Source organism: Sphingomonas mangrovi (assembly GCF_047975845.1).
Taxonomy (GTDB): domain Bacteria; phylum Pseudomonadota; class Alphaproteobacteria; order Sphingomonadales; family Sphingomonadaceae; genus Sphingomonas.
The window spans coordinates 40,923-67,522 of the sequence record NZ_JBIUCZ010000019.1 but is presented as its reverse complement, the minus strand read 5'-3'; the positions used below and the strand labels follow the sequence as shown (position 1 = coordinate 67,522).

The following is a 26,600-nucleotide window of genomic DNA, read 5'->3' as shown; positions in this document are numbered from 1 at the left end:
ATCCCCGCCGCGTCGCCACTCCCGCCGCCGCAACCACCATTCACGCCACCGCTTCACCAAAAAACCGGTTATGCAAATGTCCCGCGAAAGCTGGGATCTCCCGGTGAGAGGGCGGCACAGGAGCCGCGGGAGACCCCAGCTTCCGCTGGGGTGACGGGAGAGGGGGGTGACGAAGTGGCATCACCCGTTCCCCGCCATCTCCTTCAGCCGATACAGCGCCTCCAGCGCGGCGCGGGGCGTCAGCGCGTCCACGTCCAGCGCCGCCAGTTCGCTTCGCAGCGCGTCCGGCGTCTCCTCCGCCACCGGCTGGGCGGCGGCGAACAGCGGCAGGTCGTCGAGCCCGGCGGCAAGCCCGCCGGTCTTCTGCCGCCCCGCCTCCAGCTTCGCCAGCACCGCCTTCGCCCGCGCGACCGTCGCCGGCGGCAGCCCGGCGAGCCGCGCGACCGCCAGGCCATAGCTGCGGTCGGCTGGGCCCTCGCCCAATTCGTGGAGCAGGACCAGGTCGCCCTTCCACTCGCGCGCGCGGACGTGGTGCAGGCTCAGCGCGTCGCAGCGCTCCGCCAGGCGGGTGAGCTCGTGATAATGGGTCGCGAACAGGCAGCGGCAGCGATTGTCCTCGTGGATCGCCTCCACCACCGCCCAGGCGATGGCGAGGCCATCGTAGGTCGAGGTGCCGCGCCCGACCTCGTCCAGGATCACGAAGCTGCGCGGGGTCGCCTGCGCCAGGATCGCGGCGGTCTCGACCATCTCGACCATGAAGGTCGAACGCCCGCGCGCGAGATTGTCCGAGGCGCCGACGCGGCTGAACAGCCGGTCGACCAGCCCCAGCGTGGCGCGGGTCGCGGGGACGTAGCTGCCCGCCTGCGCCAGCACCGCGATCAGCGCGTTCTGGCGCAGGAAGGTCGACTTGCCGCCCATGTTGGGGCCGGTCACCAGCCACAGACGATTGTCCTCGGCCAGACGGCAGTCGTTGGCGACGAAGCGCCCGCCGGCCTTGGCGACCGCGGCCTCGACCACCGGATGGCGCCCGCCCTCGATCTCCAGGCAGGCGTGGTCGACCAGATCGGGCCGTGCCCAGCCGCCCTCGGCGGCGCGTTCGGCGAGACCGGCGGCGACGTCGATGCGGGCGAGCGCGTCGGCGGTGGCGGCGACGGCTTCGCGCCGCTCCAGCACCTGGCCGGTCAGCTCCTCCAGATGCGCGGCCTCGGCGGCGAGCGCATGCGCGCCGGCCTGGGTGACCTTCAGCGCCACCTCGTGCAGCTCCGGCGCATTGAACCGCACGCAGCCGGCGAGCGTCTGGCGGTGGGTGAAGCCGCTGTCGGGCTTCATCAGCGCGTCGGCGGCGCGGGCCGGCACTTCGATGTGATAGCCGAGCACGCCGTTGTGGCGGATCTTGAGCGTGTTGACGCCGGTGCGGGTGCGGAACTCGGCCTCCAGCGCGGCGATGGCGCGGCGGCCGCCGGCACCGGTCGCGCGCAGATCGTCGAGCGCCGCGTCATAGCCTTCCGCGATATAGCCGCCGTTGGTCGCGTCGATCGGCGGGGAGGGGACGAGCGCGCGGGTCAGCAGTTCGACCAGCGCGCCGTGGCCGCGCAGCGCCGGCGCCAGGTGGCCAAGCAGCGGCGGGGCGTCCGCCAGTTGCTCCAGCCGGTCGCCGAGCGCACGGGCGCTGTCGAGCCCGTCGCGCAGCTGGCCGAGATCGCGCGGGCTTCCGCGCCCCGCCGCGATCCGGCCGAGCGCACGGCCGACATCGGGGAGCGCGCGCAACGCCGATCGCACGCCGTGGCGAAGGCCGGGATCGTCGTGGAAGCGGGTGACCGCATCGAGCCGCGCCTCGATCTGCCCACGGTCCATCAGCGGCGCGGCGATGTCGGCGCCGAGCAGCCGCGCGCCGGCACCCGTCACTGTGCGGTCGACCGCGTCGAGCAGGCTGCCGTTGCGCGCGCCCGAGGTCGTGCGGGTCAGCTCCAGGCTTTCGCGAGTCGCCGCGTCGACCGCCATACACTGGTCGTTGCTGGAGACGACCGGCGGCCGCAGGAACGGCAGGCTGCCGCGCGCGGCATGGTCGAGATAGGCGACGAGCCCGCCCGCCGCGGCGAGACCGGCACGGCCGAAGCTGCCGAACCCGTCGAGCGTCGCGACCCCGAACAGCGTCTTGAGCCGCGCCTCGCCGGCCGCGCTGTCGAAATCGATGCGCGGGCGCAGACTCGTCGCGGCCTCGGCAAAGGCGGACGCCTCCGAGGCGACGACTTCGGCCGGGCCCAGCCGCGCGAGGGTTGCGGACAGTGCCGCGGCATCGGTCTCGATCAGCTCGAACCGGCCGGTGGACACGTCGGCCGCGGCGATCGCGACCTCGCCGCCCGCTTCGCCCACCGCTACGCACCAGTTGGCGGCGCGCGCGTCGAGCAGCGCCTCCTCGGTCAGCGTGCCGGCGGTCACGACGCGCACGATCGCGCGCGCGACCAGCGCCTTGGAGCCGCCGCGCTTCTTGGCTTCCTCAGGCGTTTCGACCTGTTCGGCGATGGCGACGCGGTGGCCGGCCTTGATCAGCCGCGCCAGATAGCCCTCGGCCGCGTGCACCGGCACGCCGCACATCGGGATCTTCGCGCCCTCATGCTCGCCGCGCGCGGTGAGCGCGATGTCGAGCACCGCTGATGCCACCTTGGCATCGTCATGAAAGAGTTCGAAAAAGTCGCCCATGCGGTAAAAGAGCAGACAGTCGGCGGCTTCGGCCTTGAGCGCGAGATATTGCGCCATCATCGGGGTGGGAGCTGGAACGGCAGGCATGCGCGCGTGGGTAGCCGAACAAAGCGTCGGCGTCATGCCCGCGGGTGGGGTGACGGAGGCGAGGATGCATCCTAAGGGCAGAGCCATCAGTGCGGGAAGGTTGCAGATGGCAGAAGAATCGAACGTCCAATTCTCCGAGCGCGAGGCGCTGCTGTTCCACTCGGAGGGTCGGCCGGGCAAGATCGAGATCGTCGCATCGAAGCCGATGTCGACCCAGCGCGACCTGGCGCTCGCCTATTCGCCGGGCGTCGCCGTGCCGGTGCGCGCGATCGCCGCGGACCCCGCCACCGCCTACGACTATACCGCCAAGGGCAACCTGGTCGCGGTGATCTCCAACGGAACCGCGATCCTCGGTCTCGGCAACCTGGGCGCGCTCGCGTCCAAGCCGGTGATGGAAGGCAAGTCGGTGCTGTTCAAGCGCTTCGCCGACGTTGATTCGATCGACATCGAGCTGAAGACCGAGGACGTCGACCGCTTCATCGACGCAGTCGAGCTCATGGAGCCGAGCTTCGGCGGCATCAACTTGGAGGACATCAAGTCCCCCGAATGCTTCATCATCGAGCAGACGCTGCGCGAGCGGATGAACATTCCCGTCTTCCACGACGACCAGCACGGCACCGCCATCATCGCCGCCGCCGGCCTCATCAACGCACTGTACCTGACCAAGCGCGACATCGCGACGACCAAGGTGGTGATGAACGGCGCCGGCGCGGCCGCGCTCGCCTGCGCCGATCTCGTCAAGGCGATGGGCGTGCGGCAGGAGAACCTGCTGATGGTCGACCTCGACGGCGTGCTCTACCAGGGCCGCGAAGAGGGGATGAACCAGTGGAAGTCCGCGCATGCGGTCGCCACGACCAAGCGCACGCTCGCCGAGGCGCTCGACGGCGCCGACGTGTTCATGGGGCTGTCCGCCGCCAACGCGCTGCCGGCCGAGCTGCTGAAGAAGATGGCGCCCAGCCCGATCGTGTTCGCAATGGCGAACCCCGATCCGGAGATCACCCCGCCGGAGGCCAAGGCCGCGCGCCCGGACGTCATCATCGCCACCGGCCGGTCGGACTATCCGAACCAGGTCAACAACGTGCTCGGCTTCCCGTTCATCTTCCGCGGGGCGCTCGACGTCCGGGCGACGACGATCAACGACGCGATGAAGGTCGCCGCCGCCGAGGCGCTCGCCAAGCTCGCGCGCCAGCAGGTGCCCGAGGAGGTCGCGCTGGCCTATGGCGTCAAGCACAGCTTCGGCCCCGAATACATCATCCCCGCGCCGTTCGATCCGCGGCTGATGGAGCTGGTCCCCGCCGCCGTCGCCAAGGCGGCGATGGACTCGGGCGTCGCGACCAAGCCGATCGTCGACATGGACGCCTATCGCGAGACGCTTCGCGCGCGGCTCAACCCGACGACCTCGGTGCTCAGCCTCGCCTACGAAGGCGCGCGGGCGCGGCCGAAGCGGGTGATCTTCGCCGAGGGCGAGGAAGAGGTGGTGCTGCGCGCGGCGATCAACTTCCGCGAGGGCGGCTACGGCACGCCGGTGCTCGTCGGGCGCGACGACGTGCACGACCGGCTGCGCGCGCTGGGCGTCACCGATCCCGAGACGTACGAGGTCCACAACAGCCGCCATTCGCCGCTGGTGCCGCAGATGGTCGACTTCCTCTACGCGCGGCTCCAGCGCCGGGGGTACCTCCGCCGCGACTGCGAGCGGATGGTGAACCAGGACCGCAACATCTTCGGCGCGCTGCTGCTCCAGCTGGGCGAGGGCGACGCGATGATCACCGGCGTCACCCGCACCTATGCGCAGACGATCCGCGCACTGCGCCGCGTGATCGACCCGAAGGCGGGGCGCACGCCGTTCGGCATCCACGTCATGGTCGGACAGAGCCACACCGTGTTCATCGCCGACACGACGGTCAACGAGCGCCCCAACTCCGAGGAACTCGCCGATATCGCCGAGGCGACCGCGCAGGTCGCGCGCCGCATGGGCCACGAGCCGCGCGTCGCCTTCCTCAGCTACTCGACCTTCGGCAATCCGGAGGGCAAGTGGCTCGAGGCGCTGCGCGGCGCGGTCGGCGTGCTCGACCAGCGCCAGGTGAGCTTCGAGTACGAGGGCGAGATGGCCCCCGACGTCGCGCTCAACCCGCGCCAGCTCGCCAACTATCCGTTCGCGCGGTTGTCGGGCCCGGCCAACGTCCTCATCATGCCGGGGCTGCAGTCGGCCAACATCTCGGCCAAGCTGCTGCGCGAGCTCGGCGGCGACGACATGATCGGGCCGATGCTGATCGGCATGGAGAAGCCGGTGCAGATCGCGCCGATGACCTCGTCCGCCAGCGAACTGGTGACGCTCGCGGTGCTCGCGGCCGGCGGCATGGTCGACTGACGGGTCGCCAACTCTCCGCGCTCCCCTCGTCATGCTGACGGAAGTCAGCATCCATTCGCGCAGCGTTCGCGATTGGGGCACGGCAGCCCCGACGGGCGGGGCTCGGAGTGGAGCCGCCCGCCGGGTGGTTTGGATCGCGACGCGGTTCTCGCGCCTCGGGCGGTAGCGGCAATGGATCCTGACTTCCGTCAGGATGACGGATGGTGAGGCTGGTCGCGCCCGCCCTTTGAACCACGAAAATGCCCGCCGGATCGCTCCGGCGGGCACCTTTCCTCCCCAGGAACGGGTGGGGCGCGGGTCAGACCCGGCCGAGACGGTGATAGAGGTTGCTGAACTTCGACGAGCGCGGATCGTCGGCCAGGCGCTTCACATGTTCGGCGACGGCTTCCTTGATCAGCTGGAAGTCCTCGGTCGAGAACACGGCGCGGCTGCGGGTCGGTTGGGGCATGTCACTCTCCTGCGAAGGGGCGCAGCGCCCGCCGGCGGGGGGCGGGCCAGGCGGGCGCTGCGCGGTCATGCGGCCTTCTCGAACTGGGCCGCTTCGGTGGATTGGGCGAGCGCGGTGGTCGAGGCTTCGCCGCCGGCGAGCGTGGTCGCCACCAGGTCGAAATAGCCGGTGCCGACCTCGCGCTGGTGGCGGGTCGCGGTGTAGCCGTGTGCCTCCGACGCGAACTCCGCCTGCTGGAGCGCCGAATAGGCGGCCATGCCATGCTCGCGATAGCCGCGCGCCAGTTCGAACATGCCGTGGTTGAGTTGGTGGAAGCCCGCCAGCGTCACGAATTGGAACTTGTACCCCATCGCGCCCAGCTCGCGCTGGAATCGGACGATCGTGTCGAGGTCGAGGTTACGCTCCCAGTTGAAGCTGGGCGAGCAGTTGTAGGCGAGCATCTTGCCGGGGAAGCGTGCGTGGATCGCCTCGGCGAAGCGGCGCGCGTCGGCGAGATCGGGCTTCGACGTCTCCCACCACAACAGGTCGGCATGGGGCGCGAAGGCGAGCCCGCGGGCGATGCAATGGTCGAGCCCGGTGCCGGGCTTCAGCCGGAAGAACCCCTCGGGTGTCCGCTCCCCGGTGAGGAACGGGCGGTCGCGCGGATCGATGTCCGAGGTGATCAGCCGCGCGCTTTCGGCATCCGTCCGCGCGCAGATCACCGTCGGCACGCCCGCCACGTCCGCCGCGAGCCTTGCCGCGTCGAGGTTGCGGACGTGCGCCGCCGTCGGGATCAGCACCTTGCCACCCAGGTGCCCGCACTTCTTCTCCGCGGCGAGCTGATCCTCGTAGTGCACGCCGGCGGCACCCGCGGCGATATAGGCCTTCATGATCTCGAAGCAGTTGAGCGGCCCGCCGAAGCCGGCTTCGGCATCGGCGATGATCGGCGCGAACCAGTCGCGGTGTGCACCGCCTTCTATATGCTCGATCTGGTCGGCGCGCTGGAAGGTGGCGTTGATCCGGCGCGCCAGCTCCGGCCCCGCGTTCGCCGGGTAGAGCGACTGGTCGGGGTACATCTGCCCGGCGGTGTTGGCGTCGGCGGCGACCTGCCAGCCGGACAGGTAGATCGCCTTCAACCCGGCGCGCACCATCTGCATCGCCTGGTTGCCCGACAGCGCGCCGAGCGCATGGAGATAGTCCTCGCTGCCGAGCAGCTCCCACAGCTTTTCCGCACCGCGCCGCGCCAGCGTGTGCTCGACCGAGACCGATCCGCGCAGCCGTGCCACCGCCTCGGCGGTATAGGGGCGCGCGATGCCGGCGAAGCGGCCGGCGGGGGCGGGGACCAGGTCGTCGAAGCTGAGCGACATTGTCACGTCCTTTACAGCTGGGCGCCGCCAGGAGCGGGCACGGCCTGTGTGCCGGACGGCCGCGCTTTCCAGAAGAGGCGGCGCGCAGGAATAAGGGTAAGCGAGTGGAAGCGCTGGCCCGCCGATTGGTGAAGCTGTAAAGTCTTTGCAGTCTTCGGGAGGGCGGAATGGCGGAGCGCAAGCTGCTGGCGGGACATGCGGTGCGGCGGCTGCGACGGCAGGGCGGCCTCACCCAGGCGGCGATGGCCGAACTGCTCGGCATCTCGGCCAGCTATCTCAACCTGGTCGAGCGCAACCAGCGCCCGGTGTCGGCGGCGCTGCTGGTGCGGCTCGCCGAGCGGTTCGACTTCGATCCGCGCTCGCTGGCCACCGGCGAGCCGGCCGGTGGCATCGACGCGCTGCGTCGGCGGCTGGCAGACCCGATGTTCGCCGATCTGGAGATCGACCGGCACGAGGTCGCCGAATGGCTGGCGAGTGCGCCGGGCGGTGCCGAGGCGTTCGCCCGCGCCTTCGACCGGCTCGGCGGGGCGGGGGCGGCGCAGGCGGTCGCGGCCGACGACCCGCAGACGCTGGTGCGGCGCGAGGTCGAGCGCTGGCGCAACCATTTCGCCGATCTCGACGCGCTGGCCGAAGGCGTCGCCGACGAGCTGCGGCTGTCGGCTTCCGACCTCACCGCCGCGCTCGGCGAGCGGCTGCGCGTGCGCCACCATCTGTCGGTGCGGGTGCTGCCGGTCGAGGTGCTGCCTGACCGGCTCCACCGGCTCGACCTCCACGCGCGCCAGTTGCAGCTGTCCGAGCTGCTGAGCCCGGCGCAGCGCCTGCACGTGCTCGCGCGCCAGATGGGCCAGAGCGAGGCGCGTGTGCCGATCGAGGCGCTGGTGCGCGGCGCGGGGTTCACCGACCGGGTCGCCGAACGCCTCTATCGCCGCCACCTGCTCGGCTATTTCGCCGCGGCGGTGACCATGCCCTATGCCCGCTTCCTGCGCGCGTGCGAAGCGACCGGCTACGACGTGTCGCTGCTCGCGCGGCGGTTCGGCACCTCGCTCGAACAGGTCGCGCACCGGCTGACCACGCTCGGTCGGGTCGGGGCGCGCGGGCTCGCCTTCTGCCTGCTGCGGATCGACCGCGCCGGGCAGGTGTCGAAGCGATTCGCGGGGATGAGCGGCGCGCCGATGGCCGATGCCGCGGGGCTGTGCCCGCTGTGGGCGGGGTTCGAGGCGTTCGCCCGCACCGATGCGGGCGTGACCCAGCTGGTCGAGCTGGAGGACGGCAGCCGCTGGTTCGGCTGGGCGCATGTCGTCCACCCCGCGGTCGGCGAGGTGGCGGGGGTGCGCGCGCGCTATGCGGTGGCGCTGCTGCTGTCGGCCGAGCAGGCACGCGGCTGGGCGGCGGCGCGCGGGGTCGACCTGGGCGGCGAGGCGGTGGGTATCGGCCTCGGCTGCCGCGCCTGCACGCGGCGCGATTGCGGCCAGCGCTCGGCACCGCCCGCCGGCCACGCGCTGCTGGTCCACGAGCGCGAGGGCGGGGTGACGCCGTTCGCCTTCGCCGGCGACTGACGCAACCGGATGCTAAGACTTTGATGCGAGGGGCGAAGCATGACCGATATTTCCGCGACGGGGTGCAGCGGCTGCCGGGACGGCCAGGCGCTCGATTTCGCCATCTCGATGGCGTTCCAGCCGATCGTCCACCTGCCCAGCGGCAAGACCTGGGCCTATGAAGCCTTGGTGCGCGGCGCCGACGGCGCCTCCGCCGCGAGCGTGCTGGCGCAGGTGACGCCCGAGAACCGCTATGCGTTCGACCAGCGCTGCCGCGTCGAAGCGATCGAGCGGGCGGTCGCGGCGGGGCTGCTCGACGGCGATGCGCGGCTGTCGATCAATTTCCTCCCCAACGCGGTCTATTCGCCCAAGGCGTGCATCCAGCTGACGCTGCGCACCGCCCAGGCGACCGGGCTACCCACCGACCGGCTGATGTTCGAGTTCACCGAGAACGAGAAGATGGCCGATCCCGACCATGTCCTCACCATCGTCGCCGCCTATCGCGAGATGGGGTTCGCCACCGCGCTCGACGATTTCGGGGCGGGGCACGCCGGGCTCAACCTGCTCGCGCGCTTCCAGCCCGACGTGATCAAGCTCGACATGGAGCTGCTGCGCGGCATCGACTCGAGCGTGCCGCGGCGGCTGATCGTCGGCAGCATGGTCGAGCTGTGCCGGAAGCTGGGGGTGGCGGTGATCGCCGAAGGGATCGAGACTCGCGGCGAGCTGGAGGCGGTGCAGGCGCTGGGCGTCGATCTGGTGCAGGGCTATCTGCTGGCGAAGCCGGCGTTCGAGGCGCTGCCGGTGGCGGTGCTGCCGTAGCGCGGATCGACAGTCATCCCTACCCCGTTCGTCTCGAGTAGGGATCGAGCGTGTCGGGAGGCCGTATCGAGAGAGCCGCAAGTCCCGACCTCTCGATTCGCCGTCTCGACAAGCTCGACGGCTCCTCGAGGCGAACGGAAGAGGGACGATAGGCGGAGGCGGGTGGAGGGCGCTGCCCTCAGACTCCCGCGTCGGTCAGCCGTTCGAGCTGGTCGTCGCTCAGCTCCACGTCCCAGGATCCGGTCAGTTCCTCGACCTGTTCCACGCTGGTGGCGCTGGCGATCGGCGCGGTGACGCCGGGCTGGGCGGCGAGCCAGGCGAGCGCGATCTGGGCGAGGCTGGCGCCGGTCTCGTCCGCCACCTGATCCATCGCCGCGAGCACCTTGGCGCCCTTGCCCTCCAGCAGATCGGCCATGCCCTTGCCGCGGACGCTCTTCGACAGGTCGTCGCGGCTGCGATACTTGCCGGTCAGGAAGCCCGACGCCAGGCCGTAATAGGGCGTCACCGCGATGTTGTGCTCGACGCAGAGGTTCTGCAGCTCGCCCTCGAAGCCGGTGCGGCTGACGAGATTATATTCGGGCTGGAACACATGGACGTGCGGCAGCCCCTCGCGCGTGGCGACGTCGATCGCCGACTTGAGCCGCATCGCGCGGAAGTTGGAGGCGCCGACGACGCGGACCTTCCCCGCCTCGACCAGCCGGGCGAAGGCGGCGAGATACGCCGCCTGGGGTACGTCCTCGTCGTCCTGATGCGCGAAATAGACGTCGATGTGGTCGGTGCCGAGCCGCTGGAGCGAGGCGTCGACCGCCGCGGCGATCCGCGCGGGCGCCAGCTTCTCGCCGCCCTCGCCCGGCAGCATGCCGACCTTGGTCGCGATCAGCACCTGGTCGCGCTTGCCCGACTGCTGGAGCCATTCGCCGATCACGCGTTCGGACTCGCCGCCCGAATGGCCGTCGACCCACGCCGAATAGACGTCGGCGGTGTCGATCATCCGGCCGCCGCGTTCGACGAAGGCGTCGAGCACGCGGAAGCTGGTCGCCTTGTCCGCGGTCCAGCCGAAGACGTTGCCGCCCAGCACCAGCGGCGGGGTCTGGAGGTCGGTGGCGCCGAGGGTGCGAAGCGGGGTCATGGCAAATCCGTCTGATTGTCGTGGGCGAGCGCCGACGTGCGGACGCTGTTGCGATCGAGCATCTCCGCCGCCTCGTTCAGCGAGCGGCCTTCGTCGGCGGTCACGGCGCCGGGCGGCGCGTCGGGGCTTCCGCAGCCGGCAAGCGCGAGCGGGAAGAGCAGGGGGAGGAGGCGGCGCATCCGACTGGACACGAAGAGGCGGGCGACCCGGAGATCGCCCGCGCCCGTCCTCAGTTCTGGAGGTCGTTGCCGACGCGCTCCATCTCGCGCCCGGTCTCGCGCGTGCCGCGGTCCACCGCTCGGCCGGCGTCGTCCGCGGTGCGATCGATCGCCCGGCCGGCGTCGTCGGCGGCGTTGCCGATCGCATCGCCGGCGCGGTCGATGCCGTTCTCGGCGGAGTCGAAGGCGCGATCGCTCGCTGCCGAAACGTCGTCGGCGGCTTCGCCCATCGTCGCGTCGGCGTCCGCCGCGACCGCGTCGGCGGCCTGGCTGGTCTCGTTCTGCGCCTTGTCGCTGCAGGCGGCGAGCCCCAGGGCAGCGGCGGCGATGGGAAGCAGTAGCACCTTCTTCATGGTCGGGCTCCTTTGGTTGTTGACCGTGAAATCTCCGCGTGGCGAACGCGCTGCGGCCGCGCTTGTTTCCTCGCCACCGGACCAGGGCACGGCACCGACACGCGATTGACCGCATATAAAGAAATCTTTATATCGCGTCGGCATGGCTCCCGCCCTCGACATCTTCCGCTCCCTTGCCGACGCGACGCGGCTGCGCATCGTCGCGCTGCTGCGGTCGATGGAGCTGTCGGTCGGCGAACTGGCGCAGGTGCTCGGGCAGAGCCAGCCGCGCGTGTCGCGCCACGTCAAGATCCTGGTCGACGCCGGCCTTGCCGAGCGGCGCAAGGAGGGCAGCTGGGTGTTCGTGGCGCTGGGAGCGCCCGAGCGCGTGGCGCCGGTGCTCGCTGCGATCGACGCCTGGACGCCGGGCGAGGGCGATCCCTGGACGCTCGCCGACACCGCCCGGCTCGCCGCGGTCCGCGCCGATCGCGCGCAGGCTGCGGCCGCCTGGTTCGAGGCGCATGCCGGCGAATGGGACGCGATCCGCTCGCTGCATGTGGCCGAGAGCGAGGTCGAGGCGGCATGCGCGCGGGCGCTGGGCGCGCAGGCGATCGGCACGCTGGTCGACATCGGCACCGGCACCGGCCGGATGCTGGAGCTGTTCGCGCCGCAGGCGACCCATGCGCTCGGCATTGATCGCAGCTCGGAAATGCTGCGGCTGGCCCGCGCCAAGCTGTCCGAGCGCGGCCTCGACAAGGCCGAGCTGCGCCAGGCCGATTTCTACCGCCTGCCGCTGGCGGACGGCGATGCGGACGCGGCGATCCTGCACCATGTGCTGCACTTCGCCCAGCATCCCGGCGCGGCGATCGCCGAGGCGGCGCGGGTGCTGGCGGCCGGCGGCCGGCTGCTGATCGTCGACTTCGCGCCGCATGAGCGCGAGGACCTGCGCACGCGCGACGCGCACGCGCGGCTGGGATTTTCGGACGAGCAGATGCTCGGCTGGTTCGCTGCGGCCGGGCTCGCGCCGGTGCAGACCGAGACGCTGGAAGGCGGCGAACTGACGGTGAAGCTGTGGCTGGCGCGCAAGGTCGGCGCCACCCGGGTGGAGAGACAGGCGGCATGACGATTTCGGTGAACCAGCTCGAAGAGGCGCGCCGCGCGCTGGAGGCACCGCTGTTCGCGGACCTCGCGGGCGATGCCGCGGTGTCGTTCGAATTCTTCCCGCCCAAGTCGGCGAAGATGGAAGAGACGTTGTGGGAGGCGGTGCGTACGCTCGAGCCGCTCGGGCCGCGCTTTGTCTCGGTCACCTACGGCGCCGGCGGGTCGACGCGCGAGCGCACCCACGCCACCGTCGCGCGAATCCAACGCGAGACCAGCCTGGCGGCGGCCGCGCACCTGACCTGCGTCGAGGCGAGCCGCGCCGAGATCGATCAGGTCGCCGAAGAATATTGGGCGGCGGGCGTGCGCCATATCGTCGCGCTGCGCGGCGACGCGCCCGTCGTGGGCCAGGCGTTCCAGTCCCATCCAGACGGCTATGCCAATGCCGCCGATCTGGTCGCCGGCCTCAAGAAGCGGCACCCGTTCGAGATTTCCGTCGCGGCCTATCCCGAGTGCCATCCGGATTCGGGTACCCGCGACGTCGATCTCGACAACCTCAAGCGCAAGCTCGACGCCGGCGCCACCCGCGCGATCACCCAGTTCTTCTTCACGCCGGAAGCCTTCTTCCGCTTCCGCGACGCCGCCACCGCGGCCGGCATCACGGCGGAGATCGTGCCGGGCATCCTGCCGGTGTCGAACGTCGCCCAGACGCGCAAGTTCGCCGGCATGTGCGGCGCCGCCATTCCGGACTGGATGGATCGCCTGTTCGAGGGGCTCGACGATCATCCCGGCGCGCGCCAGCTGGTCGCGGCGACGGTCGCGGCGGAGATGGTGCGCCGGCTGTATGCCGGCGACGTGCGCCACTTCCACTTTTACACGCTCAACCGGGCTGAGCTGAGCTACGCGATCTGCCACCTGCTGGGGCTGCGACCGAAGGTGGCGGCGGGAGCGGTCGCCGCCTGAGGCGTCGCCCCAGCGAAGGTTGGGGCCTCGTGCCGCAAGGACGTTCTAACGAGGAGATCCCAGCCTGCGCTGGGATGACGTGCATCATGACCATGACCCCCCGCGAAACCCTGCTCGCCGAGGCTGCCAAGCGCGTGCTGATCACCGATGGCGCGTTCGGGACCGAGATCCAGAACTGGAAGCTGTCGGAGGTCGATTACGCCGGCAGCCTGGGCCTCGTCCACGACCAGAAGGGCAACAACGACATCCTCGCGCTGACCAAGCCCGAGGTGCCGGAGGCGATTCACCGCGCCTATTTCGAGGCGGGAGCGGATATTGCCGAGACCAACACCTTCTCCGCCAACCGCATCAGCCAGGCCGATTACGGTGCCGAGCATCTGGTGCGCGAGATCAACGTCGAGAGCGCGAAGCTCGCCCGCCGCGTCGCCGACGAGTTCCAGGCCAAGGACGCTGAGAAAGGAATTTGGCGCCCGCGCTTCGTCGCCGGGGCGATCGGCCCGACCAACAAGACGCTGTCGCTGAGCCCCGACGTCAACGATCCCGGCTATCGCGAAATAGACTTCGACACTCTGAAGGACGTGTACCGCGAGCAGATCGACGCGCTGGTCGAGGGCGGCGCCGACTTCATCCTGATCGAGACGGTGTTCGACACGCTCAACGCCAAGGCGGGGATCAAGGCGGCGATCGAGGCGGGCAACGATCTCGGCCGCGACCTGCCGATCATGCTGTCGATGACGCTCACCGACCTGTCCGGCCGCAACCTCTCGGGCCACACGGTCGAGGCGTTCTGGCACGCGGTGCGCCATGCGCGGCCGCTCACCATCGGGCTCAACTGCTCGTTCGGTGCCGAGCAGCTGCGCCCGCACGTCGCGACGCTGTCGAAGCTCTGCGACACGCTGATCATGGTCTATCCCAATGCGGGGCTCCCCAACGAGCTCGGCGCCTATGACGAGGCGCCGGCAACCACTGCGGGGCTGGTGCGCGACTGGGCGGAGAACAGCCAGGTCAACGTGCTGGGCGGCTGCTGCGGATCGACCCCGGCGCATATCCGGGCGATCGCCGAGGCGGTGCAGGGGCTCGCGCCGCGCGCCATCCCGACGGCGCCGGTGCGCACGCGGCTGGCCGGGCTCGAGCCGTTCACGATGGCGGCGTGAGCGACGACGCGGCAACGCCGTGGCGCGTGCGCGAGGCGACGTCGCAGGATTGCGGCGCGCTGGCGCTCGTCGGGGCGGCGACCTTTCTGGAGAGTTTCGCCGGCGTGCTGCGCGGGCCGGAGATCGTCGCGCATTGCGCGCGGGCGCATGCGCCGGATGCCTATGCGCGCTATCTCGACGACGGGGGGCGTGCCTGGCTGGCGGAGCTCGATGCGGGCGCGGCACCGGTCGGCTATGCGCTGTCGACGCGGCCGGACCTGCCGGGCGCGCGCGAAGACGACGCCGAACTGAAGCGTATCTATGTGCTGTCCCGCTTTCAGGGCGACGGCATGGCGGCGGCGTTGCTGCAGCAGGTGGTTTCGGCCGCACAGGGCAGTAGGCGCCTGCTGCTGGGCGTGTATGAGCGCAACGCGCGGGCGCTCGCCTTCTATCGCAAGCACGGGTTCGCGCCCGTCGGCACGCGCCGGTTCGACGTCGGCGGTACGCTGTACGACGACCTCGTCCTCGCCCGCCCTCTCTGATCTCTTTCGCGAAGCTCGATCCATGACCCTCTCCTCCACCAACTTCGTCAACATCGGCGAGCGCACCAACGTCACCGGATCGGCGCGTTTCAAGAAGCTCATCATGGCGGGCGACTATGCCGCCGCGGTCGACGTCGCGCTCCAGCAGGTCGAGGCGGGGGCGCAGGTGCTCGACGTCAATATGGACGAGGGGCTGCTCGACGCACACCACGCCATGACCACCTTCCTCAAGCTGATCCAGGCCGAGCCCGACATCGCCCGCATCCCGGTGATGGTCGACAGCTCCAAATGGGACGTGATCGAGGCGGGGCTGAAGTGCGTGTCCGGCAAGCCGATCGTCAACTCGATCAGCATGAAGGAGGGCGAGGAGCTCTTCCTCGACCACGCGCGCAAGTGCATGGCCTATGGCGCCGCCGTGGTGGTGATGGCGTTCGACGAGGTCGGCCAGGCCGACACCCAGGCGCGCAAGGTCGAGATCTGCGAGCGCGCCTACAAGCTGCTGGTCGGCATCGGCTTCCCGCCCGAGGACATCATCTTCGACCCCAACGTGTTCGCGGTCGCGACCGGTATCGAGGAGCACAACAACTACGGCGTCGACTTCATCGAGGCGTGCCGCGAGATCAAGGCGCGCTGCCCGCACGTCCATATCTCCGGCGGCCTGTCGAACCTCTCCTTCTCGTTCCGCGGCAACGAGGCGGTGCGCAAGGCGATGCACTCGGTGTTCCTGTACCACGCCATTCCGGCGGGCATGGACATGGCGATCGTCAACGCCGGCCAGCTTGACGTTTACGACCAGATCGAGCCGGAGCTGCGCACCGCCTGCGAGGACGTGATCCTCAACCGCGATCCGGAGGCCGGCGAGCGGCTGGTGGCGCTCGCCGAGCGCTTCCGCGGCACCGATGCGGCGGCGGAGAAGCAGGCGGCGGAATGGCGCGGATGGGACGTCGCCAAGCGGCTCGAACATGCGCTGGTCAAGGGCATCGATGCGCACGTCGTCGACGACACCGAAGAGGCGCGCCAGCAGTTCGCACGGCCGATCGAAGTGATCGAAGGCCCGCTGATGGACGGCATGAACGTGGTCGGCGACCTGTTCGGATCGGGCAAAATGTTCCTGCCGCAGGTGGTGAAGTCCGCGCGCGTGATGAAGAAGGCGGTGGCGCACCTGCTGCCGTTCATCGAAGCCGCCAAGGAGCCCGGCGCCAAGGGCAAGGGCAGGGTCGTGATGGCCACCGTCAAGGGCGACGTCCACGATATCGGCAAGAACATCGTCGGCGTCGTGCTCCAGTGCAACGGCTTCGAGGTGGTCGACCTAGGCGTGATGGTGCCCTGGTCCAAGATCCTCGAGTCGGCCAAGGAGAACGACGCCGACATGATCGGCCTGTCCGGGCTCATCACGCCTTCGCTCGACGAGATGGTGACCGTGGCCGAGGAGATGAAGCGCGCGAAGATGGCGATGCCGCTGCTGATCGGCGGCGCGACCACGTCCAAGGTGCACACCGCGCTGCGCATCGCGCCCGCCTATGACGGGCCGGTGGTGCACGTGCTCGATGCGAGCCGCGCGGTCGGCGTCGCGACCACGCTGGTGAGCGACACCCAGCGCGACGACTATGTGGTCAAGGTTGCCGAGGATTATGCTGCCGTACGCGCCGCGCGCGAGGGCAAAGGGCAGAGCGCGCTGCTGCCGATCGCCGATGCGCGCGCGGCCGGCTTCGTCGCCGACTTCGCGCAGAAGCCGGCGGCCCCTGCGCGGCCCGGCATCCACCAGTATGACGACTGGGACCTCACCGACCTGCGCGACTATATCGACTGGACGCCGTTCTTCCGTGCCTGGGAACTCGCCGGCACCTTCCCCGCGATCCTCGACGATGCGGTGGTGGGGGAGAGCGCGCGCGGGCTCTATGCCGATGCGCAGACGATGCTCGACACGATCGTCGCGGAAAAGTGGCTGACCGCGCGCGGCGTGGCGGGGCTGTGGCCGTGCCATCGCGACGGCGACGACATCCTCGTCCGGACCCGGCACCGCGACGACCAGGTGAGCCCGGACGGCGCGACCTTCCCGGCGGACCTGCACACCCCGGACCTCGATCCGACCAACGAGGCGAGCGTGCGCCTGCCGATGCTGCGGCAGCAGATCGCCAAGCGCGAGGGGCGGGCGAACATGTGCCTGGCCGACTTCATCGACCCCGCAGGCGACTGGATAGGCGGCTTCGCGGTCGGCATCCACGGCATCGATCCGCACATCGCCCGCTTCAAGGCGGCGCACGACGACTACAACGACATCCTGCTGAAGGCACTGGCCGACCGTCTGGCGGAGGCATTCGCGGAGCGGCTGCACCAGCATGTCCGCACCACGCTGTGGGGCTATGCACCCGACGAGCAGCTGACCAACGAGGCGCTGATCCGCGAGCAGTATCGCGGCATCCGTCCCGCGCCGGGCTATCCGGCCTGTCCGGAGCACAGCCTCAAGCCGATGCTGTTCGACATGCTGAACGCGGGCGAGCGCGCCGGGCTGGTGCTGACCGAGAGCTTCGCGATGCTCCCGACGGCGGCGGTGTCCGGCTTCTACTTCGGCCACCCGGACAGCCAGTATTTCGGCGTCGCCCGCGTCGGACGCGACCAGCTGGAGGACTATGCCGCGCGGCGTGGCGTCAGCGTCGAGCAAGCGGAGCGCTGGCTGCGGCCGAATTTGGACTGAGGCTTCCCTCACCGTGCTCCCGCGAAGGCGGGAGCCCAGGAGTCGCGGGCGGCGTCGTGAGTGGCCCTGGACTCCCGCCTGCGCGGGAGTACGGCAGCTTTTCACCGTCATGCTGACGAAAGTCAGCATCCATTCGCACTACGCTCGCGCTTCCTGCGGTAGCGGCAATGGAGCCTGACTTCCGTCAGGATGACGGGTTGCTTCAGGCCGCCCGCGAAACCGCCGCACGCCGCCGGTCGAGCGCCACCGAAACCGCCCAGATCGGCAGCCCGCCGAGCGCCAGCACCGCGCCCACCATTCCGGTCGAGGCCCAGCCCCAGCCGGCGGCGATCGCCAGCCCGCCGACCCACGGCCCGATCGCGTTGGCGAGGTTGAGCGCCGAATGGTTGAGCGCGGCCGCCAGGCTCTGCGCCTCGCCCGCCACGTCCATCAGCCGCGTCTGCAGCACGGTGCCGAGCGCTCCGCCGAGCCCGATCGCGAATACGCTCGGCACGATCGTCCACAGCGACTGCGCCGCCCAGCTGTAGAGCGCGAGCATCGCCGCGCTCCACAACAGCACCACCGCCACCGTCGGCATCAGCGCGCGGTCGGCGAACCGCGGCACGATCAGATTGCCCGCGGTCATGCCGGTGCCGAACACCGCCAGCACCACCGGCACGGTCGCCGGCGACACGCGCGTCACCTCGAGCAGCGTCGAGGCGACATAGGTGTAGACGCAGAACATCCCGCCGAAGCCGACCGCGCCGATCGCCAGCGTCAGCCACACCTGCCCGCGGCGGAGCGCGCGCAGCTCGGCGAGCGGGCTGGCGCTGCGATCGGCGGCATCGCGCGGCGCCAGCGCCACCAGCAGCGCGACAGTGGTCAGCGCCAGCACCGCGACCACGCCGAACCCCCAGCGCCAGCCGACGCTCTGGCCCAGCGCATTGGCCGCGGGCACACCCAGGATCGTCGCGACGGTCAGCCCCAGCATCACCCGCCCGACCGCTTGCGTCCGCTGCTGCGGCGGCACCAGCGAGGCGGCGACCAGCGACGCTGCACCGAAATAGGCGCCGTGCGGCAGGCCGCTGAGGAAGCGGAAGACCAGCATCCAGCCATAGGTCGGCGCGAGTGCGCTCAGCCCGTTGAACAGCGCGAACGATCCCATCAGCCCGATCAGCAGCGCGAACCGCGACAGCCGCGCGCCGAGCACCGCGATCAGCGGCGCGCCGGCGACTACCCCCAGCGCATAGGCGCTGATGACATGGCCTGCGACCGGCTCGGTGATGCCGAGGCCGGGGGCGAAATAGGGGACCAGGCTCATCGCGGCGAATTCGGTGGTGCCGATCGCGAAGCCGCCGGTGGCGAGCGCGAACTGGACCAGCGCGGCGCTGCGCACCGGGGTGGGGGAGGGGGCAAGCATCGCCGGCAGGTGGGTCATGCTGCACCGCCGTGCAAGCGCAGCATCGGCAATGCTGGTTTGCGCAAACGCAAGCAGAAGTGGCTTGGCGGTGGCGGTAGAGCGGCGGCGGCGGCGGGCCGGTGGCGGTATGAGGCCGGGGCGGGGAGCCGCCCCTCGACGCTGGCGCGTGCAGGGTCTAGGCGCGTGGCGTGACCGATGCCCCCCTCCGCCTGCGGCTCGACGGCGCCGCACTCGTCCACAACTGGCGCACCCTGTCCGAGCGAAGCGGCCCCGCGGCGTGCGGCGCTGCGGTGAAGGCCGACGGCTATGGGCTGGGCGCGCGCGACGTCGTGCGCCGGCTGCGCGAGGCCGGCTGCCGCGACTTCTTCGTCGCGACCTGGGCCGAGGCCGCGGCGGTCGCCGACCTCGCGCCGTCGGTGTCGGTGCTGCACGGCGCGCGTCCGGAGGATCTAAGCGACGCCCGCCGCTGGCGGCATGTCCGTCCGGTGCTCAACACGCCCGCTCAGGCCGCGCGCTGGCGCGAGAGCGGCGGCGGACCGTGCGACGTGATGGTCGATACTGGCATGAACCGGCTGGGGCTGCGCTGGGATGCGCCGGCGACGGCATTCGCGGGGCTGGAGATCGTGACCCTGCTCAGCCACCTCGCCTGCGCGGACGAGGACCACCCGCTGAACGCCCTCCAGCGCGACCGGTTCGCCGCGGTCGCCGCGCGGGTGCCGGCGCAGCGCACCAGCCTCGCCAACAGCGCCGGCATCTTCCTGGGCGCCGACTATCGCTTCGATCTCACCCGGCCGGGGCTGGCGCTGTACGGCGGGGTACCGTGCCCGGCGGCGGCGGGGCTCCGTCAGGTGGTGGCTCCGCAGGCGCAGGTGCTCCAGCGCCGCCGGATGCTGGCCGGCGAAACCGCCGGCTACAACGCCACCTATCGCGCGCCGGCGGACCAGGAACTGGCGATTCTCAACATCGGCTATGCCGACGGCTACGGCCGCGGTTTTTCGAGCGTGGGTACGGTGTTCGCAGGCGACGGCGCCTGCCCGGTGCGCGGGCTGGTGTCGATGGACCTGCTGATCGTCGACGTCTCCGCCGCCGAGGTGGCCGAAGGCGACTGGCTGACGATCGACTACGCCCTCGACCGCGCCGCCGCCGCCTCCGGCCGCTCACAGTACGAGCTGCTCACCGGTCTGGGCAGCCGGTTCGACAGGGTGTGGCTATAGAGTCAGTTCGGGGCCTCGCCAGGGATCGAACGCTCGGGCCCGGATCCAGCGCGTGGCCACCCATTTGGCCCCGGCTCGGACGGGCAAGCCGGCGTGTTTGGCGCGAAGGTCGGGTCGTCCGTCTTCCGTGACATTGTCGAAGACGATCGCATCGCCGCCTTTGGGGGCAACCGTCAGGTCAATCTCCGGAAACTGAGTCTCTCCGCCAGAGAAGCCGCCGTTCAGATACAGCAGCACCGTTCGGATGCGCTGGTTGCCCGTGTTCGGCAATGTGTCGAGGTGCAGGCGATATTGCTGTCCCGGCCGGTAGCGCAGGATCGTCAACGCCTCCGCTTGCGCTGCATCAGTCTGCGTGACGGCGGCGATCCGAAGATTGATCGTGCGAATGACCATATCCTCCCGCGTCGGGCTGATGACCGTGCTGTCGGAGGTCCGGATCGGATGCGGAACCTGTCGCCCGCTGGCAGGATCAACGACGAGCGATGGCTCCAGAAAGGACGCGCTCGCCTTGGCGATATGGGCGCACTCTGCTTCGCTGAGGAACTGGCGGTAAAAGCTGACCTGCGGGCGTATCGAAAGGATTTCGGGGTAGGGAAGCTTGGTCGGCATCCCGAGCCCGTCGACTCGCATCGCCTTCAACAGCTCAATTTGAGCGCTGGCCGCCGCATCGTGTCGGGATAGGTTTTCGAATAGCGTGTACGCCTGACCCCAGTCCGCTGGCGCGCCGCTGCCGTTGGCGATTAGGGCGACCTCCATATGCGCGGCACCGCCATGTCCGGCGTCGCGCGCCATGCGAAGATGCTCGCGTGCGATCGCGAGATCGCGTGGGAGAGGTTCGCCGATCAGTCGCCACACGGCGAGTTGGAACAGTGCGTCCCGATCCCCGGCAGCCGCCTCGCGTTCGGCGACCAGGATAGCGTCGCGAGTTCGTCCGCTTCGAAGCAGCGGCTCGATCCGTGCAGCAAAAGGCTCGCCGACTGTCATCTTTCCTCGATAGCAAAGGAGCCGGTAGTTTCCTACCGGCTCCTCCAAAATCAACGATGCGTCAGGATCAGAACTTCACTGCCACGCCGCCGTAGAAGTAACGGCCGCGGTTGTTGTAGATGCCGCTGCCTTCTGCCGTGCCCGTCGCATAGAGCGGCGGCAGGCGGTCGGTGAAGTTGTCGACGCCCAGGTAGAACATGGAGTTATCGTCGACGTTGAAGCCGAATCGAGCATCCATGTAGACCACTTCCGGATAGTATTCCACCGTGGCGTAGTCGGCATTCTGCGGCGGACGGCCCTGCAGCGAGTTGGTGTCCTCGTAAGCACCGTAGGTCATCTTGCCGAGATAGCGGGCCTGATAGTTCAGGAAGAACTTGTCGAGCTTCACGTCCAGATCGAAGTTGAACGCATCCTTCGGATAGCCAAGCTCGCTCATCAGACGGTTGGCACGACCCGGATCGGTCGGATCCAGGAACTCGCTGTTCTCCAGCTGATGGGTCCAGTTGAGCTTCGCACCGATCGAGTTGTTCTCGCCGAAGTTAGTGCGATACGCGATCTGAGTATCGATACCCCGCACCTGCAGCGCAGCATAGTTCAGCAGCGTAGCCCGCAGCGTGCCTTCCAGGATTTGGAACGGAATCTCGCCGTCCGGACCGCCGTCAGCACCTGCGCGCTGGATGAGGGCGCAGAACTGGTTGTCGAGATCGGACGCATCATAGCAGGCATTGGCGATCTGCTGCGCAGACGGCGACGTGATCACGTCGTTGACCTTGATGTTGTAGTAGTCGACCGACAGCGAGAAACCGCGGGCGAACGTCGGCTCGATGACGACACCATAGGTGTAGCTGTCCGACGTCTCTTCCTTCAGGTCAGGGTTGCCGCCGCTCAGGAAGTCAAGCGAGGACTGATAGACGTAATCGTAGTTCGCGGGACGGCCGGCCGCGGCGCAGTTCGCTGCACGGTTCTCCGACCCGGTCGCCAAGTTGCGTGCCGAGCAGGGATCAACGAACCCCGGCGCGAAGTTCTGGCCCACCGACGAGTAGAGTTCGGTGAGGTTCGGAGCGCGGACCGAGCGCGAGTAGTTCGCGCGGAAGCGGACGTCCTCGATCGGACGGTATTCGCCGCCGACGCTGTAGGCGAAGACGGTGCCGGCAGAGCCACGGCTGTAGTCGCTGACGCGACCGGACGCCGAAATCGACAGCTCCCGTGCGAACGGCAGATCGCGCAGCACCGGCAGGCGAAGCTCGCCGTAGGCTTCCTTCACCTCGAAGTCAGGGAATTCATACGGCGTCAGCGCGTTGTAGAAAGTGTAGCCCGACTGAACGAGCGGATCGGCACGGAAGTCTGCCGTCTCGCGGCGATATTCGGCGCCGATCGCGAAACCGACCGGTCCACCCGGCAGTTCGAACCACTTGCTCGACGTGCCCGACACGAATGCCGACCCTACGAACTGGGTGATCTTGCCGACCGAGGTGGTGTCCGACAGCACATAATCGCGCGTAGCTTGCGAGATGTTGCCCGCGCCGAACGGGTTCAGCGGCTGACACGCGGCGATGTCGGCCGCGCGAACGGCAGGGTCGCCGCCGAAGTCGTCGTACGCGCGGTCCGGGTCCAGCTGAGAGCCGCAGACGATGTTGCCGGTCGCGGGATCCCGCACCGCGTCCATCGCCAGCAGCGCGCGCTGCACGTTCAGGTTGCCGAGAACGCGCGTCCGCTCCTTGAACTCGCCGTAGTTGGCCGAAACCTCGTAGTTCCAGTCGTCGTTGAACGTGCCGCGGAAGCCGCCGACGAAGCGGTACGTCTCACGCCGCGACTCTTCCGTGCGGACGCCGAGGTCGAGGAGGTTGCGGCGAACCGCGAAACGGAACGAGCCGTCAGCGATCCCAGCGCGCTCTGCGTCCGTCAGCGGCGCACGGGTGTACGGATTGGTACCGCCCAGCAACAACTGCTCCGCCACCGTGGCGCGTGCTGCGGCGGAGAGGTACGGGTTGTCGAGGCGCGGACGCTCGTAGAAGCCATCCAGCGTGTTGCCTTGATAGAAGGCAGGGCCGCTGGTGCCGGTACCGACCACGTTCGTGCGGACGTACTTCGCCTCGATGAACGGTACGAACGCTTCCGAAACGTCGAAGTGGCCGATGAGGTTTGCCGCATAGCGATCGAGCTGCGGCAGCAACTGAAACTGCTTGCCTTCACGGAGCGTTTCACCGTTGCCGCCCACGAACGAGCCGTTCGGGGCCAGGCCGGCGCGGGCGCCGGTCTGCGGGACGAGGCTGCCGTCCGGCTGGAAGAAGTAGGAGCAGGTGTACGCCGCGCCGGTCAGGTCGGTCCCGCAACGGTTGTTGCTGCCCGGACCGAACAGAATGAGGCCACCGCTCGACACCGCAACCGAGCGGACATCGCGATAGAGCACGCGATCGGGAACGCCGTCGCTGCCGTTGATCGCGATGTTGCCGCGGCCCTCCGCGAAGTTCTTGCCGGCGACCAGGCTGGCCGAGTAGGCGCCGGCGTCGCCGTGCTCGCTGATGCCACCCTGCGCACGAAGGCCAAGGCCCTCATAGTTCTCCTTGAGGACGAAGTTCACGACGCCTGCGATCGCGTCCGAACCGTAGATGGCCGAACTGCCGCCGGTGACCTGCTCGACGCGATCGATCAGATCTGTCGGAATCGTGTTGACGTCGACGGATGATGCGTTGCTAAGGATATCGCTGCCGACGTGGCGGCGGCCATTCACGAGGGTGAGTGTGCGAACCGTGCCGAGGCCGCGCAGATCGAGCAGGTTCAGGCCTGCGGTACCCAGGAAGCGGGTCGAGTTCGACTGGCTGAAGGTGCTGTTCAGTGCCGGCAGATCGTTCAGCGCGTCGCCGATCGAGACCTGGCCGCTCTGACGCAGTTCTTCACCCGTAACACTGAGGATCGGCGTTACCGACGTCAGGTTCGGCGACGCGATGCGCGACCCCGTCACGACGATGGGCTGACCCGCTTCGGCCGTGTCTTCCGTGACCTGCTCGCTCGGACCGGCGATGCCGACCGGCTCGTCGGCCGCGTCCTGCGCCCAAGCGAAACTGGGTGCCGCAACGCTCAGCCCCGCCAGCGCGGTCGCAGTGAGAAGTCTAGAGATGTTCATGCCTTATGCCTCATTCAGCCCGGCCAACGTGCCAGAATGAGGCTAAGCAAAGGGGAGGCGGGCTCGGAACGCAAGGGCACGGAGCCTGTACCTGCGATTAACGTGGCGACTGTGTCTCAGGCGCCACATATCTGTCACAGAGCGCCGTCCTCCGTAATGTTAGTCGAGCGTCACTTGCGCTCGACGCACATGGCGATGCCCATGCCGCCGCCGATGCACAGCGTGGCGAGGCCCTTCTTCGCGTCGCGCTTCTGCATCGCGTAGAGCAGCGTCGTGAGCACCCGCGCGCCCGAGGCGCCGATCGGGTGGCCGATGGCGATCGCGCCGCCGTTGACGTTCACCTTGTCGGCGTCCCAGCCCATGTCCTTGCCGACCGCCAGCGCCTGGGCGGCGAACGCTTCGTTCGCCTCGATGAGGTCAAGGTCGTCGACGGTCCAGCCGGCCTTTTCGAGCGCGCGGCGCGAGGCGGGGACGGGGCCGATGCCCATGATCGACGGGTCGACGCCGGCCGAGGCCCAGCTCTTGATGGTCGCGAGCGGGGTGATGCCGCGGCGCTCGGCCTCTTCGGCCGACATCACCACCAGCGCGGCGGCGCCGTCGTTGATGCCGCTGGCGTTGCCGGCGGTGACGGTGCCGTCCTTCTTGAACGCCGGACGCAGCCCGCCCATCGCGTCGATCGTGGCGCCCGCACGGATATATTCGTCGTCGGCGACGATCGTGTCGCCCTTGCGCCCCTTCACCGTCACCGGGGCGATTTCGTCCTTGAACCGGCCTTCGCCGCGCGCCTGCTCGGCGAGGTTCTGCGAGCGGACCGCGAAGCCGTCCTGCTCCTGGCGGCTGACCTCGTACTGCGCCGCCAGATTCTCGGCGGTGATGCCCATGTGATAGCCGTTGAAGACGTCGGTGAGGCCGTCCTTGATCATCGTGTCGACCAGCGTGACGTCGCCCATCTTGCTGCCTGCGCGCAACGCCTGCGCGTGGGCGGACAGCGACATGCTCTCTTGCCCGCCGGCGACCACGATCGAAGCGTCGCCGGTGAGGATCGCCTGATAGGCGAGCGCGACGGTGCGCAGACCCGATCCGCAGACCTGGTTGACGCCCCAGGCGGGCACTTCCTTGGGAATGCCGGCAGCCATCGACGCTTGGCGGGCCGGGTTCTGCCCCTGCCCGGCGGTGAGCACCTGGCCCAGGATCACCTCCGACACGTCCTCGGGCGCGACGCCGGCCTGCGCGAGCGCGGCCTCGATCGCCTGCCGGCCGAGCTCGTGCGCGGGCGTGGTGGCGAAGGCGCCCAGGAAGCTGCCGACCGGGGTTCGCTTGGCGGCGGCGATCACGATCTCGGTCATTCGGCAGGGTCCTCTCATAGCGACGGCCGCGTTGGTGCGGGGCTTTGACGACAGTTTAACCACTGGCACCCGGCTTATCCAGTCGGCGAGCGGCTGCCACAGCAGTGCGGGCGCGCGACTGCCGACCACCATGCCGACATGCCCCGCCGCGACGTCGTGCCGCACGGGCAGCCCCGCCGCGCTCGCCGCGGGCACGATGCGGTCGCCGCGCGCGACGAAGTCGATCGCGGGGCAGGAGGGGGCGGACGTGATCGTCCGTCCCGCGATCTGCCACGCGCCGCGGCCCGGCAGGTCGGCGGCGAAGAAGCACTCGAACAGCTGCCGTCCCGCCGCATAGGTCAGCGGCGCACCGGCGTTGGCCCAGTCCTCCAGCGCGACGAAGGCGCGCGCCTTGGGGTCGTGGGGGGCGAGCGTGCCGAAGCCTTCGAACTTGGCGATCGTGCGCGCCGGGTCGAGCCGCCAGAAGCCGGCCTGCAGCACCTCCATTGGCACCAGCCCGAGGGCATCGCAGGTCGGTTCGGCCGCCTGCCATAGGGCGGCGATCTCCGCGCGCGCCGCGTCGCCGAAGCCGGCGAAGCGCCACGGGGCGGCGATCAGTGCCAGCCCGGCCGCGGGCCGCAGCGTCGCGGCGGCCGCGGCGATCGTGCCGCCCAGGCAATAGCCGACCAGTACCGGCGGCTCGCCGAGCGCGTCGAGCAGCGGCAGCAGCAGGTCGGTGACGTGCGAATCGACGTCCTCGTCCCGCGCGTCCGGATCGGGGCTGCCCCAGTCGACCAGCAGCGGCCGCATCCCCTGCGTCGCCAGCCAGCGCAGCAGCGAATTGCCCTCGGCCAGATCGAGCACGAACGGCGGATTGATCAGCGAGGGAACGATCACCACCGGCCGCCCCGTGCCGCCATAGTCGAGCAGCGTCGCGCGGCCGCTGCGCGCGATCGCCGGGGGGGCTGGCGGCCGCGGCCGGCGCGGCGCCTGCTGATAGGCGCGCAGGCCCGCCAGCGCTGCGGCGCGGCGCTCGAGCGCGCCTTCGGTCTGCTCGCGCAGCATCTCCAGGAACAACGGCAGCGGCCGCGGGCCGCGTTGCAGCGCGGCATGAAACGGTGATAGTGATGGCTCAGACATT

At 69.6% G+C, this 26,600-nt stretch carries 19 protein-coding genes and 1 pseudogene; 9 read left to right on the top strand and 11 right to left on the bottom strand.

Annotation, left to right across the window (positions count from 1 at the left end; translation table 11 throughout):
* Positions 1-180 precede the first annotated feature (180 nt).
* Positions 181-2,760 (bottom strand): DNA mismatch repair protein MutS, encoded by a 2,580-nt coding sequence (gene mutS, locus ACBY01_RS10730; protein WP_416460829.1) that lies wholly within the window; start codon positions 2,758-2,760, stop codon positions 181-183.
* A gap of 133 nt (positions 2,761-2,893) precedes the next feature.
* On the opposite strand from mutS, the gene ACBY01_RS10725 reads away from it, so the two are divergent.
* Complete coding sequence (locus ACBY01_RS10725) at positions 2,894-5,155, top strand: NADP-dependent malic enzyme (RefSeq protein ID WP_416460824.1); 2,262 nt, start codon at positions 2,894-2,896, stop codon at positions 5,153-5,155.
* Between the two features lie 298 nt (positions 5,156-5,453).
* Here ACBY01_RS10725 and ACBY01_RS10720 read toward each other — a convergent pair whose 3' ends face one another.
* Positions 5,454-5,603, bottom strand: a complete 150-nt coding sequence (locus tag ACBY01_RS10720) for a hypothetical protein (protein WP_416460822.1) — start codon at positions 5,601-5,603, stop codon at positions 5,454-5,456.
* Between the two features lie 65 nt (positions 5,604-5,668).
* On the bottom strand, positions 5,669-6,949 hold the full coding sequence (aceA, locus tag ACBY01_RS10715) for an isocitrate lyase (RefSeq protein WP_416460821.1): 1,281 nt from the start codon (positions 6,947-6,949) through the stop codon (positions 5,669-5,671).
* 167 nt (positions 6,950-7,116) lie between these two features.
* Between aceA and ACBY01_RS10710 the strand changes: the two genes are divergently transcribed.
* Both ACBY01_RS10710 and ACBY01_RS10705 read left to right on the top strand, forming a co-directional pair.
* Positions 7,117-8,505 (top strand): helix-turn-helix domain-containing protein, encoded by a 1,389-nt coding sequence (locus tag ACBY01_RS10710; protein WP_416460819.1) that lies wholly within the window; start codon positions 7,117-7,119, stop codon positions 8,503-8,505.
* 39 nt (positions 8,506-8,544) lie between these two features.
* Positions 8,545-9,303, top strand: a complete 759-nt coding sequence (locus ACBY01_RS10705; protein ID WP_487247712.1) for an EAL domain-containing protein — start codon at positions 8,545-8,547, stop codon at positions 9,301-9,303.
* 178 nt (positions 9,304-9,481) lie between these two features.
* On the opposite strand, the gene ACBY01_RS10700 is transcribed toward ACBY01_RS10705, so the two are convergent.
* The 3 genes from ACBY01_RS10700 to ACBY01_RS10690 are packed head-to-tail and all read right to left on the bottom strand — an operon-like array spanning position 9,482 to position 11,003.
* Positions 9,482-10,432, bottom strand: a complete 951-nt coding sequence (locus ACBY01_RS10700; RefSeq protein WP_416460818.1) for an aldo/keto reductase — start codon at positions 10,430-10,432, stop codon at positions 9,482-9,484.
* The gene (locus ACBY01_RS10695) at positions 10,429-10,611 is read right to left on the bottom strand and encodes a hypothetical protein (protein ID WP_416460817.1); all 183 of its coding nucleotides are present in this window, start codon (positions 10,609-10,611) and stop codon (positions 10,429-10,431) included. Before ACBY01_RS10695 ends, ACBY01_RS10700 begins: the two co-directional genes overlap by 4 nt.
* 50 nt (positions 10,612-10,661) lie before the next feature.
* Positions 10,662-11,003 (bottom strand): hypothetical protein, encoded by a 342-nt coding sequence (locus tag ACBY01_RS10690; protein WP_416460815.1) that lies wholly within the window; start codon positions 11,001-11,003, stop codon positions 10,662-10,664.
* Positions 11,004-11,145: 142 nt separating this feature from the next.
* On the opposite strand from ACBY01_RS10690, the gene ACBY01_RS10685 reads away from it, so the two are divergent.
* From ACBY01_RS10685 to metH, 5 genes are all read left to right on the top strand, one after another.
* Complete coding sequence (locus ACBY01_RS10685; RefSeq protein ID WP_416460814.1) at positions 11,146-12,105, top strand: ArsR/SmtB family transcription factor; 960 nt, start codon at positions 11,146-11,148, stop codon at positions 12,103-12,105.
* Positions 12,102-13,043 carry a methylenetetrahydrofolate reductase gene (gene metF, locus ACBY01_RS10680; RefSeq protein ID WP_416460813.1) on the top strand — a complete coding sequence of 314 codons (942 nt, stop codon included), beginning with the start codon at positions 12,102-12,104 and terminating at the stop codon, positions 13,041-13,043. Before ACBY01_RS10685 ends, metF begins: the two co-directional genes overlap by 4 nt.
* Before the next feature lie 92 nt (positions 13,044-13,135).
* The gene (locus ACBY01_RS10675) at positions 13,136-14,197 is read left to right on the top strand and encodes a homocysteine S-methyltransferase family protein (RefSeq protein ID WP_416460827.1); all 1,062 of its coding nucleotides are present in this window, start codon (positions 13,136-13,138) and stop codon (positions 14,195-14,197) included.
* Positions 14,194-14,718, top strand: a complete 525-nt coding sequence (locus ACBY01_RS10670) for a GNAT family N-acetyltransferase (protein ID WP_416460812.1) — start codon at positions 14,194-14,196, stop codon at positions 14,716-14,718. Before ACBY01_RS10675 ends, ACBY01_RS10670 begins: the two co-directional genes overlap by 4 nt.
* A 22-nt stretch (positions 14,719-14,740) precedes the next feature.
* On the top strand, positions 14,741-17,413 hold the full coding sequence (metH, locus tag ACBY01_RS10665) for a methionine synthase (RefSeq protein ID WP_416460811.1): 2,673 nt from the start codon (positions 14,741-14,743) through the stop codon (positions 17,411-17,413).
* A gap of 202 nt (positions 17,414-17,615) precedes the next feature.
* Here the strand turns inward: metH and ACBY01_RS10660 are convergent, their stop codons facing one another.
* A complete protein-coding gene (locus ACBY01_RS10660) occupies positions 17,616-18,830 on the bottom strand; it encodes an MFS transporter (protein WP_416460810.1) in 1,215 nt (404 codons plus the stop codon).
* Between the two features lie 170 nt (positions 18,831-19,000).
* Here ACBY01_RS10660 and alr point away from each other — a divergent pair, with 170 nt between their 5' ends.
* On the top strand, positions 19,001-20,026 hold the full coding sequence (gene alr, locus ACBY01_RS10655; protein WP_416460809.1) for an alanine racemase: 1,026 nt from the start codon (positions 19,001-19,003) through the stop codon (positions 20,024-20,026).
* On the opposite strand, the gene ACBY01_RS10650 is transcribed toward alr, so the two are convergent.
* The 4 genes and pseudogenes from ACBY01_RS10650 to ACBY01_RS10635 form a co-directional block, all read right to left on the bottom strand.
* Positions 20,021-21,010, bottom strand: coding sequence for a 2OG-Fe(II) oxygenase (locus ACBY01_RS10650; RefSeq protein ID WP_416460808.1), 990 nt, complete (start codon positions 21,008-21,010; stop codon positions 20,021-20,023). The two genes, alr and ACBY01_RS10650, sit on opposite strands and share 6 nt — an antisense overlap.
* 67 nt (positions 21,011-21,077) lie before the next feature.
* Positions 21,078-24,134 (bottom strand): TonB-dependent receptor domain-containing protein, encoded by a 3,057-nt coding sequence (locus tag ACBY01_RS10645; protein WP_416460807.1) that lies wholly within the window; start codon positions 24,132-24,134, stop codon positions 21,078-21,080.
* 170 nt (positions 24,135-24,304) lie between these two features.
* Positions 24,305-25,480, bottom strand: a complete 1,176-nt coding sequence (locus ACBY01_RS10640; protein WP_416460826.1) for an acetyl-CoA C-acetyltransferase — start codon at positions 25,478-25,480, stop codon at positions 24,305-24,307.
* A gap of 63 nt (positions 25,481-25,543) precedes the next feature.
* A pseudogene (locus ACBY01_RS10635) lies at positions 25,544-26,599 on the bottom strand (alpha/beta fold hydrolase); the annotation flags it as partial.
* Position 26,600: the final 1 nt, after the last annotated feature.

Coding starts and splice junctions, on each gene's coding strand:
- ACBY01_RS10725 (WP_416460824.1), top strand. CDS start 2,894: ATGGCAGAAGAATCGAACGTCCAATTCTCCGAGCGCGAGGCGCTGCTG.
- mutS (WP_416460829.1), bottom strand. CDS start 2,760: ATGATGGCGCAATATCTCGCGCTCAAGGCCGAAGCCGCCGACTGTCTG.
- ACBY01_RS10685 (WP_416460814.1), top strand. CDS start 11,146: ATGGCTCCCGCCCTCGACATCTTCCGCTCCCTTGCCGACGCGACGCGG.
- ACBY01_RS10695 (WP_416460817.1), bottom strand. CDS start 10,611: ATGCGCCGCCTCCTCCCCCTGCTCTTCCCGCTCGCGCTTGCCGGCTGC.
- ACBY01_RS10660 (WP_416460810.1), bottom strand. CDS start 18,830: ATGACCCACCTGCCGGCGATGCTTGCCCCCTCCCCCACCCCGGTGCGC.
- ACBY01_RS10700 (WP_416460818.1), bottom strand. CDS start 10,432: ATGACCCCGCTTCGCACCCTCGGCGCCACCGACCTCCAGACCCCGCCG.
- metH (WP_416460811.1), top strand. CDS start 14,741: ATGACCCTCTCCTCCACCAACTTCGTCAACATCGGCGAGCGCACCAAC.
- ACBY01_RS10640 (WP_416460826.1), bottom strand. CDS start 25,480: ATGACCGAGATCGTGATCGCCGCCGCCAAGCGAACCCCGGTCGGCAGC.
- metF (WP_416460813.1), top strand. CDS start 12,102: ATGACGATTTCGGTGAACCAGCTCGAAGAGGCGCGCCGCGCGCTGGAG.
- ACBY01_RS10710 (WP_416460819.1), top strand. CDS start 7,117: ATGGCGGAGCGCAAGCTGCTGGCGGGACATGCGGTGCGGCGGCTGCGA.
- ACBY01_RS10690 (WP_416460815.1), bottom strand. CDS start 11,003: ATGAAGAAGGTGCTACTGCTTCCCATCGCCGCCGCTGCCCTGGGGCTC.
- ACBY01_RS10675 (WP_416460827.1), top strand. CDS start 13,136: ATGACCCCCCGCGAAACCCTGCTCGCCGAGGCTGCCAAGCGCGTGCTG.
- ACBY01_RS10705 (WP_487247712.1), top strand. CDS start 8,545: ATGACCGATATTTCCGCGACGGGGTGCAGCGGCTGCCGGGACGGCCAG.
- aceA (WP_416460821.1), bottom strand. CDS start 6,949: ATGTCGCTCAGCTTCGACGACCTGGTCCCCGCCCCCGCCGGCCGCTTC.
- ACBY01_RS10645 (WP_416460807.1), bottom strand. CDS start 24,134: ATGAACATCTCTAGACTTCTCACTGCGACCGCGCTGGCGGGGCTGAGC.
- ACBY01_RS10650 (WP_416460808.1), bottom strand. CDS start 21,010: ATGACAGTCGGCGAGCCTTTTGCTGCACGGATCGAGCCGCTGCTTCGA.
- ACBY01_RS10720 (WP_416460822.1), bottom strand. CDS start 5,603: ATGCCCCAACCGACCCGCAGCCGCGCCGTGTTCTCGACCGAGGACTTC.